This is a genomic window from Gemmatimonadaceae bacterium (assembly GCA_035606695.1).
Taxonomy (GTDB): domain Bacteria; phylum Gemmatimonadota; class Gemmatimonadetes; order Gemmatimonadales; family Gemmatimonadaceae; genus JAQBQB01.
The window spans coordinates 124,409-145,364 of sequence record DATNEW010000035.1; the positions used below are offsets into that span (position 1 = coordinate 124,409).

Annotated in this window: 21 protein-coding genes; all 21 read right to left on the minus strand. The window is 65.3% G+C overall.

The genetic code is table 11. The features are described 5' to 3' along the window. Window positions 1–77: 77 nt before the first annotated feature. Window positions 78–416 (minus strand): HU family DNA-binding protein, encoded by a 339-nt coding sequence (locus tag VN706_19500; GenBank protein ID HXT17832.1) that lies wholly within the window; start codon window positions 414–416, stop codon window positions 78–80. A 73-nt stretch (window positions 417–489) separates the two neighbouring features. After that, window positions 490–1,635: a glutamine-hydrolyzing carbamoyl-phosphate synthase small subunit gene (gene carA, locus VN706_19505; protein ID HXT17833.1), complete on the minus strand. Its 1,146-nt coding sequence runs from the start codon at window positions 1,633–1,635 to the stop codon at window positions 490–492. A gap of 5 nt (window positions 1,636–1,640) precedes the next feature. After that, entirely contained in the window at window positions 1,641–2,096 is a 456-nt protein-coding gene (gene secG / locus VN706_19510; protein ID HXT17834.1) for a preprotein translocase subunit SecG, read from the minus strand. Between the two features lie 93 nt (window positions 2,097–2,189). Continuing rightward, window positions 2,190–2,939: a triose-phosphate isomerase gene (tpiA, locus tag VN706_19515; protein ID HXT17835.1), complete on the minus strand. Its 750-nt coding sequence runs from the start codon at window positions 2,937–2,939 to the stop codon at window positions 2,190–2,192. 14 nt (window positions 2,940–2,953) lie between these two features. Next, complete coding sequence (locus VN706_19520; GenBank protein HXT17836.1) at window positions 2,954–4,147, minus strand: phosphoglycerate kinase; 1,194 nt, start codon at window positions 4,145–4,147, stop codon at window positions 2,954–2,956. A 117-nt stretch (window positions 4,148–4,264) separates the two neighbouring features. Then, window positions 4,265–5,275 carry a type I glyceraldehyde-3-phosphate dehydrogenase gene (gene gap, locus VN706_19525; GenBank protein HXT17837.1) on the minus strand — a complete coding sequence of 337 codons (1,011 nt, stop codon included), beginning with the start codon at window positions 5,273–5,275 and terminating at the stop codon, window positions 4,265–4,267. A gap of 168 nt (window positions 5,276–5,443) precedes the next feature. Beyond that, complete coding sequence (locus VN706_19530; GenBank protein ID HXT17838.1) at window positions 5,444–5,971, minus strand: phosphoribosyltransferase family protein; 528 nt, start codon at window positions 5,969–5,971, stop codon at window positions 5,444–5,446. A 227-nt stretch (window positions 5,972–6,198) separates the two neighbouring features. After that, window positions 6,199–7,092, minus strand: coding sequence for a shikimate dehydrogenase (locus VN706_19535; protein HXT17839.1), 894 nt, complete (start codon window positions 7,090–7,092; stop codon window positions 6,199–6,201). A 17-nt stretch (window positions 7,093–7,109) separates the two neighbouring features. Next, window positions 7,110–7,643 (minus strand): low molecular weight protein arginine phosphatase, encoded by a 534-nt coding sequence (locus tag VN706_19540; GenBank protein HXT17840.1) that lies wholly within the window; start codon window positions 7,641–7,643, stop codon window positions 7,110–7,112. Then, the gene (locus VN706_19545) at window positions 7,636–8,307 is read right to left on the minus strand and encodes an L-threonylcarbamoyladenylate synthase (GenBank protein ID HXT17841.1); all 672 of its coding nucleotides are present in this window, start codon (window positions 8,305–8,307) and stop codon (window positions 7,636–7,638) included. Before VN706_19545 ends, VN706_19540 begins: the two co-directional genes overlap by 8 nt. Before the next feature lie 70 nt (window positions 8,308–8,377). After that, complete coding sequence (ispD, locus tag VN706_19550; GenBank protein HXT17842.1) at window positions 8,378–9,103, minus strand: 2-C-methyl-D-erythritol 4-phosphate cytidylyltransferase; 726 nt, start codon at window positions 9,101–9,103, stop codon at window positions 8,378–8,380. Further along, on the minus strand, window positions 9,100–10,497 hold the full coding sequence (radA, locus tag VN706_19555) for a DNA repair protein RadA (protein HXT17843.1): 1,398 nt from the start codon (window positions 10,495–10,497) through the stop codon (window positions 9,100–9,102). Before radA ends, ispD begins: the two co-directional genes overlap by 4 nt. A gap of 254 nt (window positions 10,498–10,751) precedes the next feature. After that, window positions 10,752–12,158, minus strand: coding sequence for a replicative DNA helicase (dnaB, locus tag VN706_19560; protein ID HXT17844.1), 1,407 nt, complete (start codon window positions 12,156–12,158; stop codon window positions 10,752–10,754). Next, complete coding sequence (locus tag VN706_19565; GenBank protein ID HXT17845.1) at window positions 12,100–12,987, minus strand: uracil-DNA glycosylase; 888 nt, start codon at window positions 12,985–12,987, stop codon at window positions 12,100–12,102. Before VN706_19565 ends, dnaB begins: the two co-directional genes overlap by 59 nt. Further along, a complete protein-coding gene (gene coaBC, locus VN706_19570) occupies window positions 12,977–14,179 on the minus strand; it encodes a bifunctional phosphopantothenoylcysteine decarboxylase/phosphopantothenate--cysteine ligase CoaBC (protein HXT17846.1) in 1,203 nt (400 codons plus the stop codon). The genes VN706_19565 and coaBC overlap by 11 nt, the downstream gene beginning before the upstream one ends. A gap of 178 nt (window positions 14,180–14,357) precedes the next feature. Continuing rightward, entirely contained in the window at window positions 14,358–14,567 is a 210-nt protein-coding gene (locus VN706_19575) for a DNA-directed RNA polymerase subunit omega (protein ID HXT17847.1), read from the minus strand. Window positions 14,568–14,581: 14 nt separating this feature from the next. Next, window positions 14,582–15,226 carry a guanylate kinase gene (gene gmk / locus VN706_19580; GenBank protein ID HXT17848.1) on the minus strand — a complete coding sequence of 215 codons (645 nt, stop codon included), beginning with the start codon at window positions 15,224–15,226 and terminating at the stop codon, window positions 14,582–14,584. Then, window positions 15,223–16,095, minus strand: a complete 873-nt coding sequence (locus VN706_19585; protein ID HXT17849.1) for a YicC/YloC family endoribonuclease — start codon at window positions 16,093–16,095, stop codon at window positions 15,223–15,225. The genes gmk and VN706_19585 overlap by 4 nt, the downstream gene beginning before the upstream one ends. 46 nt (window positions 16,096–16,141) lie before the next feature. Then, entirely contained in the window at window positions 16,142–18,043 is a 1,902-nt protein-coding gene (locus VN706_19590) for a hypothetical protein (GenBank protein HXT17850.1), read from the minus strand. Between the two features lie 83 nt (window positions 18,044–18,126). Beyond that, window positions 18,127–19,635, minus strand: a complete 1,509-nt coding sequence (locus VN706_19595; protein ID HXT17851.1) for a leucyl aminopeptidase — start codon at window positions 19,633–19,635, stop codon at window positions 18,127–18,129. 52 nt (window positions 19,636–19,687) lie between these two features. Further along, window positions 19,688–20,935, minus strand: a complete 1,248-nt coding sequence (icd, locus tag VN706_19600) for an isocitrate dehydrogenase (NADP(+)) (protein ID HXT17852.1) — start codon at window positions 20,933–20,935, stop codon at window positions 19,688–19,690. Window positions 20,936–20,956: the final 21 nt, after the last annotated feature.

The following is a 20,956-nucleotide window of genomic DNA, read 5'->3' on the forward strand; positions in this document are numbered from 1 at the left end:
GCCCAGTCAACCCATAAACGACAACGGCCCGATGCCATTCGCATCGAGCCGCGCATGAAATCGGAACGCGAAAGTGCTTATGCCTCCGAGAGTTCCTCTTCGTCCTCGAGCTGACTGATGTCGACGCCGGCGACCATGGCGCGCAGTTCCTTCGAGGGCTTGAACACGGGAACGGGCCGGGCCGAGACTTCCACCGGTGAGCCGGTCCGAGGGTTCCGCGCCATGCGTGTCTTGCGATGGCGAATCTTGAAGGTGCCGAACCCGCGCACTTCGATGTTCTTTTGCGTCTGAAGCGCTTCCTTGATCGACTCGAGAAACGCGTCGACCACGCGGGCGCAATCTTTCTTGGAGATCATCGGCCCAGCGGTGCGGGAAATCTGAGCCGTGACGCGTTCGACCAGGTCAGCTTTGGTCATTCGAATGCCTCATGTTCAGGCGCCCTGGGAGGGGGGCACGCTTACCGAACTTAGCGACGTTAACTCTTATGTGTCAAGAGTTTGGCTCACTTGATGGCGTCGACGAGCCGGCGTGGGAACGAACGGTTTTGATGAACTCGTCGAACAGCGGGCGGGCGTCGTGCGGCCCGGGCGCCGCCTCGGGGTGGTATTGCACCGCAAAGATCGGCCGTTCGCGATGCTTGAGCCCTTCGACCGTGCCGTCGTTGAGATTCACGTGCGTGACCTCGAGCTCGGGCGCCCCTGGAATCGCGGTCTCGGTGCCTTCGACCGCGAATCCGTGATTCTGCGAGGTGATCAGGACGCGTCCCGTCGCGATCTCCTTCACCGGGTGATTTCCACCGCGGTGGCCGTACGGCATCTTCACCGTGCGCGCACCGTACGTGAGCCCCAAAATCTGATGTCCCAGGCAGATACCAAAAATCGGCACGCCGCGGTCCGCGATTTCGCGCACGATTTCCGGCGCATACGTCACCGCGTCGGGATCGCCGGGGCCGTTCGAGAGGAACACGCCGTTCGGTTCGAGACTCAGCGCTTCGTCAGCCGTCGTTTCGGCGGGAATGACGGTGATGCGACACTCGTGTTCGGCGAAGAGCCGTAAGATGTTGCGCTTGATGCCGTAATCGTACGCGACGATGTGATACGGCGCATCCGGATTGCCCCACGTGTAGCGCTCCGGCGTCGAAACGACGGATGCGAGGTCGAGGCCTTCCATCGGCGGACAGGCATCGAGCACGGCGAGCGCTTCGCGCGTCGGCTCGGTGCCGAGGGCGATGACACCGCGCATCACGCCGGCGCTGCGGAGATGTCGCGTGAGGCGCCGCGTATCAACTTCTTCGAGCGCGGGAACTTGTGCCTCATCGAGCCACGTGAGCAAATCGCCTTCGGCGCGCCAGTTCGAGTACGTGCGCGACAATTCGCGCGCGACCACGCCGGCCACCTGCGGCCGCGCCGATTCGGGATCGGCGGTGTTGACGCCGTAGTTGCCGATCATCGGCGCCGTCATCACCACGATCTGTCCGCGAAATGACGGATCCGTAAAGACTTCCTGATAGCCGCTCATGTTCGTCGTGAACACGACCTCCGCCACTGTGGTGGCTTCGGTTGTAGCTATTTGACCACGAAAAAGGGTTCCGTCTTCGAGGAGAAGGAACCCTGGCCGTCCACGACGCTGAGCCACGTGAGTTACGGCTTCTTCGTCGCAGGGTTCGCCGGCTGCGTGGTCGTTGCCGGAGGTGTCGCTGCACCTGGCGCTGCACCTGGCGCCGCACCAGTAGCGGGGGTGTTCGCGCTAGGCGCCGGTGAAAGCGGAACCGCGGGATTCGCACCGCCCGCCGGTGCTGCCGGCACGGGCGCGGTTGCCGGAGCGAACGTCTGATCGAGCACCGACTTGGGTGCACGGCCGCGCGTCGAAGCGAGCGCGAGCAAGAACGACAATCCGAGGAACAAACCGCCGCACCACCAGCTTGCCTTCGTCAGCAGGTTGCCCGTTTGCCGGGTGCCCAGGAACGAGCTTGCCGAGCTGGAGACGCCACCGAACGACGCCGCCATTCCACCGCCCTGACCGGACTGCATCAGCACGGCGACGATGAGGATGATGCTGTCAATGACGAGAAGGATGAGAAGGATGGTATACAGCATCGGGCTGGCTCAGCGTGGCGGGATGTAAGCCTTAAATATCACAAGACTTAGCCCGTGTCGTCAAGTGTCGTGTACCGGCGCGTGGCGGCGGTCTCAGGTGCGACAGGTCGTCACCCACGCGTCCACGTCGAGACTCGCCCCGCCAACCAGCAAGCCGTCGACCCACTCCGCGGACAACAGCGTCGAACAGTTGCCCGGTGTGACGCTGCCGCCGTAGAGGACCGGTGTCTCATTCGATGCAGCTCCGACAATTTCGGCCATCGCCTGTCGAATGACGGAATGCACCGCGTTGGCGTCGTGCGGCGTCGCGGTCTTGCCGGTGCCAATCGCCCACACCGGCTCGTATGCGATCGCCATGGCGGCAATCGCATCGGTCGCGAGCTCCGACACTCCGGCGCGCAGCTGACGCACCACGACGTCGTTCGTGATGCCCTGCTCCCGCTCACTCAACAGCTCGCCGACGCACAGGATCGGAGTGAGACCGTGGCGCACCGCGGCCGCGCATTTCTTCGCGGTCTGCTCATCGGTTTCGCCGAAGACGTGTCGACGCTCCGAGTGGCCGACGAGGACGTAGCTCGCGCCGGCGTCTTTCGCCATCGGCGCCGAGTTCTCGCCGGTGAATGCGCCTTTGTCTTCCGTCCAGATGTTCTGCACGCCGAGCGCGATGTCGGAGCGGCTCGCGAGCGCGTGCGCGACGGTCGTCAGCGAGAGCGCGGGCGGGAAAAAAATGATCGTGCGGTCCGAGCGCGGCGCCCATTTCGCGGTGAACGCCGCCATGAACGCGCGGGCCTCCGTCGGCCCGAGATTCATTTTCCAATTTGCCGCGAAGATGGGGCGACGCACGTGAGTATTGATCGTTACTTGTCGTCGAGCGCGGTGACGCCGGGCAGCGCCTTTCCCTCGAGGAATTCGAGCGAGGCGCCGCCGCCGGTCGAGACATGGCTCATCTCGTCCGCGAGGCCGAGCTCTTCGACGGCCGCCGCCGAATCGCCGCCGCCGACGATCGTCGTCGCGCCTTTTTTTGTGGCCTCGGTCATCGCGTGCGCGACGGCCTTCGTGCCGGCGTCGAACGGCTTGGTCTCGAAAACGCCCATCGGTCCGTTCCAGACGACCGTCTTCGCGGCGCCGATGATGCGCGCGAATTCCTGCGCCGACCTGGGACCGATGTCGAACATCGCTTCGCCGGCGGGAATCGCGTCGCGCGCGACGGCGTGGCTCTTCGCCGCCTCCTCCAACGATGGGGCGACCAGCGCATCACTCGGCAACACGAGCTTCTTGCCCCCGCGCGCGAGCAGGTCTTTCGCCATGTCGACTCGATCCCCTTCGACGAGCGACTTGCCGGTCTCCAGACCCATGGCGCGGAAGAACGTGCATGCCATGGCGCCGCCGATCACGAGCTGATCGACGTTCGGCAGCAGCTGTTCGATGACGTCGATCTTGCCCGAGATCTTGGCGCCGCCGAGCACGGCGACGAACGGGCGTTGAGCATTCTCTAATGCGTTGCCCAGGTAGTCGAGCTCCTTCTGCATGAGCAGGCCGGCGACGGCGGGCTTGAGGTGGTGCGCCACGCCTTCGGTCGACGCGTGCGCGCGATGCGCCGAGCCGAATGCGTCGTTCACGAAGAAGTCGCCGAGCTGCGCCAAACCCCGGGCAAGGCGTTCCTCGTTCGCCTCTTCGCCGCCCAGGAAGCGCGTGTTCTCGAGCAACACGACCTGCACGCGATCGTCGTGCGTGGCTTTCACGGCTTCGTCGCTGTCGGTGCTCTCGACGAACCCCACTTTGACGTCGGGCAACAACTCCTGCAGCCGGCGCGTGACGGGCTGGAGCGAATACTTGGCTTCGGGTTTTCCCTTCGGCCGCCCGAGGTGTGACATGAGGATGACGCGCGCGCCTTTGGCGAGCAGCGCCTTGATCGTGGGCAGCGCGGCGCGAATACGCGTGTCGTCGCCGACCTGTCCGTGCTCGAGCGGCACGTTGAAGTCGACGCGGACGAGGGCGCGGCGGCCTTTGATTTCGGCGGCGGAGAGATCGTTGATGGTTTTCTTATTCATGCTTGCCGAAGCAATTGAGCGGAGGAACAACGACAAGGTCTGACCAAATCCGACAACGTCGGTTTCCCGACCTGGTCAGATCGTGTCTGACGTGGTCGTCGAATCATTTTTGTTGCGCTACAATCTCGCTCCCACATACCGCAACAGATCCACACACCGCGACGAGTAGCCCCACTCGTTGTCATACCAGCCCGAAACCTTGAGCAGCGTGCCGTCCACCACGTTCGTCGTCTTCGAGTCGAAGATGCACGAATGCGGATTGCCGATGAAATCGGAGGAGACCAGCTCCTCTTCGGTGTACTGCAGAATGCCGCTCATCGGACCGTCCGCCGCCGCCTTGAACGCCGCGTTGATCTCGGCCACCGTGACCGGTTTCTCGACGACGACGGCCAGGTCGGTGAGTGACACGTCCGGCGTCGGCACCCGGATGGCGATGCCGTCGATCTTCCCCTTGAGCTCCGGAATCACGAGCGACGTCGCCTTCGCGGCGCCGGTCGTCGTCGGAATGATCGACATCGCCGCCGCGCGCGCGCGCCGCAGATCCTTGTGCGGCAGGTCGAGAATGTTCTGATCGTTGGTGTAGCTGTGCACCGTGACCATCGAGCCGCGCACGAAGCCGAAGTTGTCGCGGACCACTTTCACCATCGGCACGAGACAGTTCGTCGTGCACGACGCGTTCGAGATGATGTTGTGCTTGGCCGCGTCGTACTTCGTCTCGTTCACGCCCATCACGATGGTGATGTCTTCGTTCTTGGCGGGGGCGGAGATGATGACCTTCTTCGCGCCGGCGTCGAGGTGCGCCTTCGCTTTCGCCGACTCCGTGAAGCGCCCGGTCGATTCGAGCACGATGTCCACGCCGAGGTCCTTCCACTTGAGCTGCGCCGGATCCTTCTCGGCGAATACCTTGATGTCTTCGCCGTCCACGACGATCGATCCGTTCGCGGCTTCGACGTCGCCCTCGTAGGTGCGATGCACCGAGTCGTACTTGAAGAGATGCGCGAGCGTCTTCGTATCCGTCAGATCGTTGACCGCCACGATCTCGATGTCCGCCACGCCCTGCTGCCGCGCGGCGCGCAGCACCTGGCGTCCGATGCGTCCGAACCCGTTGATCCCGACCCGAATGGCCATCCCAAGTCTCCGTTTTTTTTATTGTTCCTTGCTTCGGCGCTTCGCACCTCCGCTCGGAATTTCACCGATCGAGTTCCTTGCTTCGGCGCTTCGCACCTCCGCTCGGAATTTCGCCGATCGAGTTCCTTGCTTCGGCGCGTTGCTCCGCTCGCCCCTACGCTCGGAATTCTAAATTCTGTCAGTGATTGCCGGCGCGCGGCCGAAGGTCACAAAACTAACAATGCGTGCGCCGCCATCGCAGAGCGCGGCAGCACACGCGTTCAATGTGGCGGCAGTGGTGACGACGTCGTCGACCAGCACAACGTGGCCGCCGCGAAGCACGTTTCGCGCCGATGGACTCGCGCGAAACGCGCCCGAAACGTTGCGGAGGCGCTCCCCCGGTGTCAACCGCGTCTGCGTCTCGGTGTACCGCACGCGTTCCAATGCATCGACGAGCAACGGCACGCGCCAATGACCGGCGAGCGCGCGCGCGAGCAGCTCACTCTGATTGTACCCGCGCTCGCGCCGGCGCTTCGCCGACAGCGGAACGGGAATCACCGCGCGGCGCTCCTCGATGACGTCGATCGGCCACGAGGCGCGGCTCATCCGCAGGGCGAGCTCGGGCGCCACCGCGTGCCAGCCGAGGTATTTGAGCGTGTGCACGATGCCGAGTCCGACGTCGCCGGCCGCCCAGCAGACGCTGCGTGCGGCGCGCACGTAAGGCGGGAGCAATTCGCACCAACGACAGGCGTGCCCATACGTGGGATGACCGCACCGATCGCACCGCGGTGCCGGCAACAGCGGCAAGCGGGCCCAGCATGCGCCGCAGACGAGTCCCGTTTCACGCCGGTCGAGCAAACGGTCGCAGACTGGGCAGGCGCGCGGAAGGAATAGCTCCAGCGCGGTCATCCTGAGCGCTGACAGCGCTGACAACGAAGGACGGGTCAGGCTGACGTGGCGGCCTCCCACATCACACTCCGCAGCGCGTCGGACCCGAGAGCGTGGCCGAACCATCGCTCGAACGCCAGTGCGCCTTGCTCGACCAGCATCGGCAGCCCATCGATCGCACGAATACCGCGATCGCGCAGCGTTCGCACGAAGCGAGTCTCGCCGCGGGCGTATACGAGATCGAAGACGAGCGTATCCGGCCCAAGCACGGAGGGGTCGAGCGGAAGATCGTCGGTCCGGATTCCAATGGACGTTGCATTCACGACAAGCTGTGCGCCTTCGATGACGCCGACGTCATCAACCGGTTGCGCCACGGTACTGAATCGCTCACACAGAATTCGCGCGCGCTCCGGCGTGCGATTGAAGACGTGCGCGTAGCACCCCGGCCACGCTTCGACCGCGGCGAGCACCGCCGCGGCAGCGCCGCCCGCGCCAAGCACGCCGATGGTGATGTCGCGGGGCTCGAGAATGAGTCGAGCTCGCACGGCGGCGTCGAATCCGCCAACGTCGGTGTTGTCGCCGACCAACCTCCCTTCACCGTCGACCCAGAACGTGTTTACCGCCCCGACGCGGCGCGCGAGCGGAGTGAGCACGTCACACGCGTCGTGCATGCGCTCCTTGAACGGCACTGTCACGTTTCCCGCGACGCCTTCGCCGCGCAGCTGCGCGATCACGGTCTCCAGATCATGCGGCGCGACGTCGACTGGCTCGTAGCGGACGTGGATACCCGCAGCCTGAAGCGCCGCGTTCTGAAACGTGGGAGACAGGGAGTGCACCACGGGATGTCCGAGCAGCACGAGCCGCTCGGGGACACGCATGTCGCTCGCTCCGCTCGCTTCGCTCGGTGCGTTCTGTGCGTTCTGTGCGTTCTGTGCGTTCTGTGCGTCCACGTCCGCCGTATCGCGCCTCACTCGGCGCGCGAGCCGCGCTCCGCGGTGATGCGATCGAGCACCCGGCGGATTTCTTCCTCGAGCTCGTCGGCGGTCGCGCGATACACCTCGAGCTCCGCGCCGATCGGATCGCTGATCGGCCGCGTGGACTGACCATGTGAGGCGTAGTCGGACAGCAGAAACGCCTTGCCCGCGCCGCCGAGTGCTTCGATTCGCTCGAGGTGGTGTGGCGCCATCGCGAGGATGAGATCTGCATCGCGCACGAGATCGCGCGTGAGCGTCTGCGCCGCGTGGCCGCCCAGGTCCATGTTGCGTTCGATGCCGACGAGCAGCGATCCGTCGCTGGCCGGCGAGCCGTCGTGCGCGCTCGTGCCGGCGCTCAACGCCTCGACGTCGTGCAGGCCGCGCTCGATCGCGATCTTGCGCGCGATGGCTTCGGACATCGGGCTGCGACACGTATTGCCGGTGCAGACGAATAAAATCTTCATAAGTGTCCTGTCCTGTTTGTCATCCTTCGCCTCGCTCAGGATGACCGCACGGGCATCACGCATCTCCGATCAAATTGGGCACGCTCTCTCGAAGGACCTTCGCCGGGATTTCGCCCGGCCGAATGACGCGAGGCAAGCGGCCCGTGCAATCCAGCACCGTCGATGGCTTCGAGTGATTGAGCGATCCGCCGTCGAGCACGCGCAGCTGGCCGCGCGCGACGGCGTCGCTCCATTGCTCAAGAATCTCTCGCGCGGAGTTGGCGGGCGGAACCCCCGGACGGTTGGCGCTCGTCGAAGTGATCGCGTCGCCGTGCGCGCGAATCAACCGCGCGACGGCGGGATGACTCGTCCATCGCACCGCGATGCCGCCTTCGGGTCCGCGCAACCGATCGGGCACCCGGTTCTCGCCGCCGGGCAACACGAGCGTCAGCGGCCCGGGCCAGTGACGCGCGACGAGATTCGTCGCATACGATGGCAGACGCAGCGCGAGCCGGTCCACCATGTCCGGGCCGGCGATGAGCAGCAAGAACGGCTTTCCGGGCGGGCGATTCTTGAGTCGCACGAGTGCGTCGACCGAGTCGCGATCGATGCCGCCGCCAAAGCCGTACACCGTTTCCGTCGGATACGCGAGCACGCGACGCGTCTCGATCTGCGCGAGCGCGGGGCGAATCGCGGTCTCGATTTCTTCGGGGGACCAGAATGGGATCGAGAGCGTGTCGACTCTCACGAGATGGTTCCTCGCGCCGGCGCTTCGCTCCGCTCGCACCTTCGCTCGGAATTCCGCTGCGAGGGTGGGATCATTCCGGCAACAGAAAATGCGCTTCGGCGCGCGCGAAGTCCCGCTCCTCGGTGATCTTCATCGCGCGCTCGCTCCCGCGGACCACGCGCACCGGCAGCCCGAGTCGTTCGCACAGCGCGGCGTCATCGGTGGCCGAGAGATGCTGCGTCTTGGCGTCGCGATGCGCACGCTCGATGAGCGCGCGCGGAAAGCCCTGCGGCGTCTGCGCGCGCCACAAGCGTTCGCGATCGATCGTGCGCACGATGGTGCCGTCGGCGTCCACTTCCTTGAGCGTGTCGACGACGGGCAGCGCGGCGATCGTCGCGCTGCCGGTGCGCACCGACTGCACGACGCGGTCGATCGTCTCGTCGCCGACCAGCGGACGCGCGGCATCGTGCACGAGCACGATCGCCGCTTCGTCGGGAAGGTCCTCGAGCCCGTTGCGAACCGATTCCGTGCGCGTGCGGCCACCCGTCGAGATCATCAAGCGATCGATGTCGCACTGGAAGATCCACGGTGGCGGATCCGCCGCATATTCGCGCGGCAACACACAGACGACAGAGATCACGTCCGGGCGCGCCATGAACGTCTGCAGGCTATGCAGGAGCGCGGGCTTCCCCGCCACCCAGCGAAACTGTTTGAGCTCGCCGCTCTCGCTGTCCTGCGCGACACGGCTGCCACTGCCTCCGGCGACGATGACGACACCAACGTCGCGCGCGGCGGCCGATGTTACCAGGTCACTCATGCAAAAAGTCGCTTGAGCAAATCCTGAATCGTGCGCACGGGCACGAGCTCGACCTCTCGCGACACCCGCTTGGGCACGCCGCGCTCCGCCAGATACACGCGCCGGAGTCCCATGTTGGCGGCTTCGGCGATTCGCCGATCGACCTGCGAGACGGTGCGTACCTCGCCGCCGAGCCCAACTTCGCCCACGAAGACGGCGTCGGTGGCGAGCGGGCGGTCGTACACGCTCGATGCGAGTGCCGCCGCGACCGCGAGGTCCCCGCCCGGCTCTTGCAGGCGCATACCGCCGACGACGTTCAGAAAGACGTCGAGCTGCGCGAACGACAATCCCGCGCGCTTGTCGAGGACGGCGAGCAGCAAGGCCAACCGGCGACCGTCGAATCCCGTCGCGACGCGCTGCGGCGTGCCGAAGCCGGCTTTGGCCGCGAGTGCCTGGATCTCGACGAGCACCGGGCGCGTGCCTTCGAGCAGCGCGGTCACCGCGCTTCCCGATGCGTGCGACGCGCGATCGCCCATGAACAACTCGGAGGGATTCGCCACCGGTTCCAACCCGCTCTCGAGCATCCGGAACACGCCGATTTCATCAACCGAACCGAAGCGATTCTTCGTCGCGCGCAACACGCGATGATCGAGCGTGGTTTCGCCCTCGAAGTAGAGCACCGTGTCGACGATGTGCTCGAGCGTCTTGGGCCCGGCAATGCCACCGCCCTTCGTGACGTGCCCGACGACGAACACGGTCGTTCCACTTTCTTTCGCGTACCGCATGAGCCGTGCGGCGCACTCGCGCACCTGGCCCACGTTGCCGGGCGCACCCTCGAGATCGGCGGTGAACACGGTTTGAATGGAATCGACGATCAACACCGCGGGATTCACGGTGGCCGACGTCGTGAGAATCGTCTCGAGATTCGTTTCGGCGAGCAGCGAGACTTCAGACGCGCTGTCTCCGAGCCGGTCGGCACGAAGCTTCACCTGGAGCGGCGACTCCTCTCCGCTTGCGTAGAGCGTCGCGTGCCCCGCCGCCTCGAGCTTCGCGGCGACCTGCAGCAGCAGCGTCGATTTGCCGATGCCGGGTTCGCCGCCGATGAGAATCATCGAGCCGGGAACGATGCCGCCGCCCAGGACGAAATCGAATTCATCGAGGCGGGTTTTCCAGCGTTGCGCCTGGGAGCCGGTGACCTCACGGAGCCTCGGCGTTGGGGCGACGCTTCCGCCTTCGGCGAGCGTACGCGCCCCCCCGATTCGGCGCGCGGTCTTGCTGCCGGAGACCGCGAGCTTGGGCGCGGCGATCTCCTCGACGAGTGTGTTCCACTCGCCGCAGGTCTCACACCGTCCTTGCCACTTGGAGTACTCGGACCCGCATTCGGTGCAGCGGTAGACCGTCTTGGACTTCGGCATGGGAGGAAAGTTAGCCACGGACGGAGGCGGAACAGCTTACCACGGACTTGACGGACGACCACGGACAGGCCGGAGACGGCGTTCCTGGTGAACGGCGGTCGATTGAATGAAGAACACCCTCGGGACGCTTCCATCACCGAAGCATCCCGAGGGTGTTCAAAAGAACTCATGTGCAACGCAGTTACAAACGCCGTCTCCGTACCGATCCGTGCATGTCCGAACGGTCCGTGGTCGATTTCGTTATGCGCGACGGCCTATCCTCTCTGGGTATACGACTCGAACCGCGTGTACTGCTTGTGAAAGAACAAATTCACCATGCCCGTCGGACCATTCCGTTGTTTTCCGACGATGACCTCCGCCTTCCCCTCGAGCGAATTCCCGTCCTTGTCCACCGGGCCGTCGTAGAACTCCTGCCGGTAGAGGAACATGATCAGGTCCGCGTCCTGTTCGATCGCGCCCGACTCGCGAAGGTCGGAGAGCTGCGGGCGCTTGTTGTCGCCCGTTCGCTGCTCCGGCGCGCGCGAGAGCTGCGACAGCGCCACCACCGGAACGTTGAGCTCCTTCGCGAGCGCCTTGAGGCCGCGTGAGATCTGGCTGACTTCCTGTTGGCGGCTCTCGACGCCGGCCGGCCCCGCCATGAGCTGCAGGTAGTCCACGATCACCAGGCCGACGCCCGCGTCCGACTTGAGCCGGCGCGCCTTGGAGCGCATTTCCAGAATGCTAATACCAGGAGTGTCATCGATCCACACCGGTGCCGAGCTCAGGATGCCCGCCGCGCGCGCGAGGCGCGGGAAATCGTCGTCGCGCAGCATGCCCTTGCGGAGTTTCTGCGCGTCGATGCGCGCCTCCGACGTGATCATGCGTTGCACCAGCGACTCCTTGCTCATTTCGAGCGAGAAGAACGCCACCGGCACGTTGTGCTCGATCGCGGCGTACTGCGCGATGTTCAGCGTAAACGCCGTCTTTCCCATCGACGGACGCGCCGCGACGATGATCAGGTCCGCCGGCTGAAACCCCGACGTCATCTCGTCGAGATCGCCGAAGCCCGTCGCGACGCCGGTGATCGTCTTGCCACCTTTCTGCAGCGCCTCGATGCGTTCCATCGTCGGCCACAGCAGCTCCTTGATGCGCGTGAACCCGTCGCGCGTCTGCTGCTGCGCCACCTGAAAGATCTTCGACTCCGCTTCGTCGAGCAGCGCGTTCGCCGTCAACTTGCCTTCGAACGCTTCGCTGACGATCGACGTCGAGACTTCGATCAGGCGGCGGAGAATCGCCTTCTCGCGCACGATCTGCGCGTGATACTCGATGTTCGCCGCGGTCGGCACCGCGTCGACGAGAAAGCCGATGTAGTCCTTGCCGCCGCTCGCATCGAGCTCGCCGCGGCGACCCAGCTCGTCGGAGAGCGTGAGCGGATCGACGACACCGCCGCGCTCCGCGATCGTCACCATCGCGCGGAAGATCCGCCGGTGCCGCTCGGCGTAGAACATGGTGTCGTCGACGAACTCGACCGCGCGGAGCACCGCGTCCTGGTCGATCAACATCGCCGAGAGTACCGCTTGTTCGGCGTCCTCGGAGTATGGCGGACGCCGGTCGCGATACGGATCACGCCCCAGGCTGGGGGTCTGCGGCGCCGGTGAGTATTCGATGGGCAAGCTGGACATCTTCCCAAGTCGGGCGCTTCCACGAGGGATTACGAAGAAGCGCCGCGGGGTGGTAAGTAACGACTAAAGGCACCCCGTGATACCGGTGCACCTGGCCGCGGAGTTTTCCGATCGGCGTTTTTGTAGAGAGGAGAGTCTGGGCTGCGAACGTGCCGAGTGCAAGGATCACTTTCGGTTTGACGAGCTCGATCTGGCGAATGAGGTACGGACTGCACGCCTCGACCTCGTTTGGCATCGGATTTCGATTGCCGGGCGGCCGATGCTTCAGAACGTTGCAGATGAACACGTCCTCCCGCGCCAACCCGATGGCGCCGAGAATTTTTGTGAGCAACTGGCCGGCGGCTCCGATGAACGGCCGTCCCGTTTCATCTTCGGTCGCGCCTGGCGCCTCGCCGACGCACATGAAGTCCGCGTCGGGATTCCCTTCGCCCGGCACGGGGTTGAGCGCGGTCGAATACAGCGGGCATCGCGTGCACGAAGCGACGTGCGCCGCGATGTCATTGAGCGAATCGAGCTGCTCCATGGTGACGCCGACAGGGTTCGACGGGGCTGCCGTCTGTTTTGTTGGCATGGCGTCGGGCGTCGCTCCCGCCGCGCGCAGCGCGGTGCGCCAATCGCCCACTTGTGGATCGTTCAAATCGCGAACGGGCGCCGCCACGTCGTCTTCGACGGCACGCGCGCGAGCGTCGCGGTTTCCCGCCGCCGTCTCTCGCTTGCCCGCCAGCAACGTCATCGCCTCATCGACCGACATGCGATCGAGCACGAGCTCCGATTCGCCCATCTCGCGCCGCTGCTCGAGGTAGCGCCGCAACAGATCCTTAGCGTCCACCGATCAATTTCTCCACGCGATCGAGAATGGCATCGGCCACGTCAGCCTTGGACATGAGCGGCAACTGTTCTTCGCCGCCGTCGCGCATGAGCAGCGTCACGCGATTGGTGTCGACGCCAAAGCCGGCGCCGGCTTCAGTCGCATCGTTGACGACGATCATGTCGAGCTCCTTGCCGGCGAGCTTCTTTCGTCCGCCCGCGAGCACGTCGTTCGTCTCGAGCGCGAAGCCGACGATCACCGATCCCGCTTTCCGCGCCGACGTCGTGGCGCGTAGAATATCGGGCGTCGGCGCCAGCGCCAGCGGCGCCGGCGACTCGGTCTTCTTGATCTTCAACGCCGCCGGTGCGGACGCACGAAAATCGGCCGGTGCGGCGGCCATCACCAACACGTCTGATCGCGGGAGCAATCGTTCGACCGCCGCGGCCATGTCGTCCGTGGACTCGACGCCGTGCACCGCGACTCCTGGCGGCGCCGGCACGGCGAGCGGTCCCGCGACGAGATCCACCGTCGCGCCACGACGCCACGCCGCGGCCGCGAGCGCCACACCCATTCTGCCGCTGCTGTGGTTCGAGATGAATCGTACGGGGTCGATGGCTTCGCGCGTCGGCCCTGCCGTCACCAGCACGCGCCGGCCGCCGAACCCCGCCGGCTCCAGTAAGCGGCTTACATGAGCAAATATTATTTCAGGTTCCGGCATACGTCCGGGGCCGCTGCCTTCGCCCGCGGCGAGCGCGCCTTCATCCGGCTCCAGCACACGATTCCCGAGCGACCGCAGATGCGCGACGTTCTGTTTCGTCTGCGGATGCGCCCACATGTGATCGTTCATCGCGGGCACGAACAGCACCGGCGAGCCCGCGGCGAGCAGTGTCGCCGAGAGCAGATCGTCGGCCTGCCCCGTCGCGGCGCGCGCGAGAAAATCGGCCGTCGCGGGCGCGACGACGATCGCATCCGCCTCGCGCGCCAATTTGATGTGATCGAGCGCCCGGCCCGCGTCGAACAGACCCGTGTGCACCGGACGGCCCGTCAGCGCCTCGAAGGTGATCGCGCCGACGAATTCCGTCGCCGCGCGCGTCATCACCACATCCACCTGGGCGCCCGCCTTGCTCAAGAGCCGCGCGAGCCACGCGGACTTGTAGCTCGCGATCCCGCCGGTGATGCCGAGGAGGATGCGTTTGCCGGTGAAAGGGCGCATGGGGGAAAAAATATGTCATCCCGAGCGGAGGCGCGAAGCGCCGAAGTCGAGGGACCCCCGTCCCGACGGAGGAGCCATACGCAGCGCTCCGCTGAGAAGGGGGTCCCTCATGCGCCCAGAGGGCACCCGGCTCCGCTCGCTCGGGATGACAACCGAGCGCGCTCGCGATAACTCGAGCTTACTCAGCCCGTCGGCGCGGCACCACGTGGTACACGATGTCGCCCTTCGACAGCTCTTCCAGCGACCGCGTCGTCAGCTTCTTCTCGCGCGACGACGAACGGTCGCGCGGAAACTCGTTGAGCACGCGCGCATACTTCGCGGCGACGAGCACTCCGAGATACTTGTTGGCGGCATGCTTGGCGATCTCGCCCGGCGTAAACACTCGCATGATGTCGTCTCTCGTCAGCTCGATGAATGGTGATGCACGGCCTGCTCCAGCCGATGAACCAACGCCTCGACGCTCTGCCGGAGCCCGGCCAGCCGAGCTTGGCTGACCACCTCCGCGTCGATGATCGAATTCACCCGCTGCACAGCCTGGTCGAGGTTGTCATTCACGACGACGTACTGGTATTCCTCGACCGCCCGCAATTCCTGCAATGCGGAATGTAATCTAGCGACAAGCTGTTGGGGGGACTCGGTTTTGCGGCTCTGGAGCCTGTCCAGGAGGACTTCCCCCGAGGGCGGGAGCACAAAGATGGTCACCGCCTTGGGAAAGACAGCCTGAATCAGCCGAGCCCCCTGCACGTCGATGTCCAGAATGACGTGGCGGCCGAGGCTCAGAACCCGCGAAATCTCGCTCTTGAGCGTCCCGTACAGGTTCCCGTGCACTTCCGCCGACTCGGCGAACTCGCCGGCGTCGCGCCGGGAGATAAATTCTTCTCTCGTGAGGAAGTAGTAATCCTTGCCATCCACCTCGCGCGGCCGCGGCGACCGGGTCGTGCACGAGACCGAGTAGCCGACGTCGGCGCGCCGCTCCAGCAGTAGCCGCGCGATGGTCGTCTTTCCGCCGCCCGACGGAGACGACAGGATGATCGGAAACGGATTCACTCCACGTTCTCCGACTGCTCGCGAATCCGCTCCAGCTCTTCCTTGATCACGATGACGTCCTGCAGGATCGCCGCATCGTTCGCCTTGCTGCCCGTGGTGTTCGCCTCGCGCAGCAACTCCTGAAGCAGGAAGCCCAGGCGCTTCCCCACTCCATCGGGCGAGGGCGACGCGAGCGCCGCGCGAAACGCCACGAAGTGCGAGTGGAATCGGCTGATCTCTTCCGACACGTCGAGCCGGTCGGCCAGCACCGCGATCTCCTGCGCCAGCCGCTGCTCGTCGAGGGCGATCCCGCCGGCGAGCTCCTGCACGGACGCCCGCAACCGATCCCGCTGCTCCACCAATCGCCCCGGCGCTCGCACGGCGATGCGGTTCACGGCGTGCTCGATGATTCCCAAGCGTTCCTCGAGATACGTCTTGAGCCGCGCCCCTTCGGCTGAACGCATCTGGTCGAGCGCGGTGAGCGCTCGTTCGACGATGTCGACGAGCTCCGGCGCGGTGCCTTCATCGCTCTCCTCGCCGCTCGTGATCACCTCGGGTAAGCGAAGCACCGTCCCGACGTCCACCGCGTCATGCAGATCGAACTTCTGTTGCAAGGCGCGAATCTGCTCGACGTACAATCGAAAGCGCTCTTCGTCGATGTGCAGCGCGTCGCCCGTGTGGCGCTCGACGCGCGCCGTCAGCGTGGCGTGTCCGCGCGCGATGCCCTTGCGCATCGCCTCGCGCACTTCCGCCTCCCAGCGACTCAGCTCCGACGGCAACTTGATCGACGGATTGAAGAATCGGTGGTTGACGGACCGCACCTCCACGGAGACGTGCGCGCCGCCCACGTCGCCGTCGGCCGAGCCGAAGCCGGTCATGCTCTTGATCATTGGACGGAGCCGCTCCAGAAACGTGATGAACCCGAGTCGCGCATCGTCAATCGACGAACGACCAGCGCACGCCGTAGAAGTTGGTCTGCCGTGGCATCAGGAAGCCAGGGACCTGCGAGTATCGCTCGCCGAGCACGTTGCGGAACTGCCACGAGATGGTGGCGGTGAGAATGCGAATCTCGAGGAGCGTCGAGATCGTGCGATAGCCGAGCGCCGTCGACGGCACCACGTTCGTCGTGCTCACGGTCGCGCCGTTGTCGAAGGTCGTGACACCGACCGGGAATCGCACGTTCGAGCGATACTCGTGAATGAGCGACGCCATGATGCCCAGGTGCCCGGACGGGAAACGATCGAGCATGTTCGTATGCACGTACAACTCGGTGCGCGTTTGATACCGCGGACGATAGTAGCCGAGCGTGTCGTTCCAGCGCACGGCCCAGGCGTCGATGTGAATGAGACGCCACACCTGCCCGCGAATGGCGGCGGTCGCCCCGGTCACCGGCGCTTCGCCCACTCGCGCGAACGTGGTGTCGTACACGTTGGGCGGCGTGAGCGATGCGCTGTCGCGCTTCAGAATCCCGCCCAGGAACCAGAGATTCTTGTAGCGAACCCCGGCTTCGGCGCGAAGGTACGACGCCGTGAAGCTGCTGTCCTTGATGCGGGAGTCCGTGCTGCGTCCCGCGCTCGCCAGCACGCTGACGAACGGCAACGGATTGAATTGCGCGGTGACGTCGGACCGGGAGATGGAATCCAGGTCCTTCGCTTGCGTGAAGGCGCTCACGCCAAACGGTCCCCACGCAAAGCTCCCGCGCGCCGAAGGCGAATTGATCGACTTGCCGCCGCCGCTCAAGAGCCGCTCGGTAAGGCTGACGCGCAACGGTCCGCGCACGGTGCCGCCGGTGATCAGATACTGTGAACGATACGTGCTCGTATCGAGCGGCTGATTGTTGAACGCCGTGTCCGCCGCGGTTTTCGGAAAGGCAATGACGCTGTCGGTTCGGACGCCCGTATAGTCGTACTTCGAGGCGCCGGCCATCGCTTGCAGCCAAAGGTGGCTGGTGTCGGGATCGGCGTAGCCGACGCGGAAGTACATGTCGGTGCGCGATGACGCGACATTGGGCATCGAATCGCCGCCGACTCCCGGATCGCGCCGCGTCAGGTCGCGCGTGCGGCTGATGTGCGACAGAAAACCATCGACGCTGAAATTCGGCTTCGCCCAGCCCAGGCGCGCGACCGTTCCGGTTTGTGTGCCGCTGCCGCCGAGGACCTGTGCCGGATTGCCGGCGTTGTTCTGTTGCGCGCCGAATTGAATGTCTTCGCCGTGATTCAACCGCTTGCCGTAGAAACCGCGGTACATCGTCGTCGCTTGATCGCCCGTGCTGACATCCGTTCGCGTTTCCGGATGCGTGTTCCGCTGGCGCCACGTTCGCAGATATACGCGCACTTCGCTGGCGGTCGGCTCGATCGTCGCCTCTTCCATTCCCCACAGGTTGACTTGCGTGAGATCGAGCGCGCCGTGATTGCGCGGATCGAGTCCGAGATACTCGAGGCCGTCGATGAAGACGCGCACGCGGCGGATGTCGCCCATGTATGCGTCAGTCGCGGGCGACGGCAGCCACCCCGAATGAAACGACGTCAGACCGGGCACGCGCTCGAGCAAGTCGGCGAGCGTGAGCGCGCCGGTGGCGAACAACGAGTCGCGGTCCCAATGCAGCGAACGTCCGATCGCGAGCTCCGTCGGCATCTCGGCGTGCGCGATCGGCGCCTTGATCGTGTCGGGACGTATCGTGTCCTTGGCGATTGGATGCAGCGAATCCTTCTTCGCCAGCGTGTCGCGAAGAATGGAATCGGCGCGCTGCGGAATCGGCACGAGGATGGTGTCGCGCTTCTTCACCGTGTCCGGACGCACGGGCACCTGCGCGCCGACGGTGTGCGGCCGCGCCTGCAAAACGGCCCCGGCCAGGAGCAGGCCGAGGCCGAAGCGTCGCCCGCGCGCCGCACGCGCGAGGGCGCGAAGGACTCGCGATGACGTCAGCGTGTGCGTCCTCGCACGAGCTCGACGAACGTTCCAACGGGCACGCCGGTCGGTCCCCGCGGCACCGTGCCCAGATCCGATTCCGTGTACGCCGTTCCCGCGATGTCCAGATGCACCCATGAGTAGCCTTCGGCGAACTCCTTGAGGAAGAGCGCCGCGGTGATGGTGCCCGCGGGCCGTCCGCCCGAGTTCTTGATGTCCGCAACGTCGGACTTGATGAGATCTTTATAATCGTCCCACAGCGGCAGCGGCCACCCCGGTTCACCAGAGCGCTTGCCCGCGTTCAGCACTTCCTGCACCAATGCTTCGTCGTTGCCCATCACGCCGGTGGCGGTGTGTCCGAGCGCGATGACGCACGCACCCGTCAGCGTCGCCGCGTCGACCACCGCGTCAGGCTCGAAGCGCTTGGCGTACACCAATACGTCGGCGAGAACGAGCCGGCCTTCCGCGTCGGTGTTGATGATCTCGATGAATTTTCCGTTCGACGCCTGCACCACGTCACCGGGCTTCACGGCTTCGCCCGAAGGCATGTTGGTCGTCGAGCCGATGAGACCCACGACGTTGACCGGAAGTTCCAAACGGCCGATCGCTTCCATGGCGCCAAGCACGCCGGCGGCGCCGCACATGTCGAACTTCATCCACTCCATGCCCTGCGCGGGCTTGATGGAGATGCCGCCCGAGTCGAAGCAGAGTCCCTTGCCGACGAGCGCGATCGGTTTGCCGTCCTTGGGCCCGCGGCGATACTCGATCGCGATCAGCTTGGGATCCTGCGTCGTGCCCTGCGCGACGCAGAGAAACGATCCCATCTTTTCGCGCGTCATCGCCTCGCGATCGAGCACCGTGATCTGCATGCCGAATCGCTTCGCGATGTCGCGCGCGGTCTCGGCGAGATAGTCCGGCGTGCAGATGTTGCCGGGCAGCATGCCCAGGCGGCGGGCGAGCGAGTGGCCTTCGCCGATCGCCTGCGCGGCGCGGACGCCGGCGTTGTTGGCGTCGGCGTTGGCATTGAGAATGGTTGCCTGGTCGAGCGGCGCGCGCTGCTCTTCGGCGGGCGGCGCCGTTTTCATTTCTTTAAAGTCCCATGCGCCGGCGATGAGCCCGAGGCCGGCGGCTTCGACTTCGTCCGCCGTCATGGAACCCGCGACGAATGCCAGTCTGCCGACGCCCATGCGATTCGCCTGCCGCGCCGCGATGGCGCCCGCACGGCGCAACGCGGAGGCGCGATCGGCGGCCGGCCCCATGCCGACGAGCAGAATGCGCTCGACGCCTCGCTCGCCGCCCGCGAGATGCAGCGTCTCGTCTCGACCGCCGCGGAAGTCGCGGCGGGAGAGGACTCGTCCGAGCGCGCCGGACGTGACGGCGTCGATCGGCTGCAGGTCGCTGGTCAACGTCGGTGCGCTCGAAGACGCGCTGGCGGGCGTGCTGGCGAGCGCGATGACGAGCAGCGGCGTCTCGAGCGTGCCGAAGTCGGACGGCAGCGCCGCGGCATTCAACGTGAGGGTCATGGGTGCGCGTGATCCTGTCGCCGGCGGCGACGATTGAAACCGGTTGAAGCCGTTAAGCCGACATGCCCTTGATGATCCCGTCGCCGAAGCCGGACGTCGAGACTTCGGACGCGCCGGGCATCTGGCGGGCGAGATCGTACGTGACCCGCTTCGACTTGATGGCGTTCTCGAGGCCGCGCTCGATGAGCCGCGCGGCTTCATTCCAACCCATATATTCAAACATCATCACACCGGACAGGATGACGCTGCCCGGGTTGATCTTGTCGAGATTGGCGTACTTGGGCGCGGTGCCGTGGGTCGCCTCGAACACGGCCACGCCGTCGCCGACGTTGCCGCCGGGCGCAATGCCCAGTCCGCCGACCTGCGCGGCCGCCGCGTCGGAGACGTAGTCGCCGTTCAGGTTCGGCGTCGCGATGACGGAATACTCATCGGGGCGCAGCAGCAGCTGCTGGAACATCGAGTCGGCGATGCGATCCTTGATGATCACCGCGTCGGCGCGCGCGCCCGGTCCGCCCTTCGCGAGGTCGGCTTCACTCACCAGCGTATCGGCGTACTTCTCGCGCGCCAGGTCATAGCCCCAGTCGCGGAACGCGCCTTCGGTGAATTTCATGATGTTGCCCTTGTGCATGAGCGTCACCGAGGGCAGGTCGTGCTTGAGCGCGTAACGAATCGCCATGTCGATCAGGCGCTTCGAGCCGAATTCCGACATCGGCTTGATGCCGATCGCCGAATGCTCGCGGATGTCCTTCTTGAATTCCTTCTGGATGAAGTCGCGGAGCTTGTCGGCTTCGGGCGATCCCGCCTTCCACTCGATGCCGGCGTACACGTCTTCGGTATTCTCGCGGAAGACGACGATGTTGAGCTTCCCCGGATCCTTCATCGGGCTGCCGACGCCCTCGAAGTAGCGGACGGGGCGAATGCAGGCGTAGAGGTCGAGGACCTGGCGCAGCGTCACGTTGAGCGAGCGAATGCCGCCGCCCACCGGCGTCGTGAGCGGACCCTTGATCGAGACGCGGAATTCCTGCATCGCGTCGACCGTTTCCTGCGGCAGCCAGTCGTTGTAATTCGTGAAGGCCTTTTCGCCGGCGAAGACTTCCATCCACGCCACGCGGCGTTCGCCGCCGTACGCCTTTTCGATGGCCGCGTCGAACACACGCACGGACGCGCGCCAGATGTCGGCGCCGGTCCCATCGCCTTCCACGAACGGGATGATCGGATTGTTCGGGACGTTGAGCACACCCTGCTCGTAACCGATGCGTTCTCCGTTCGACGGAACCTTGGCGAGCTTATACGTGGCCATGACGCTCGAGTGTTTGTGAAA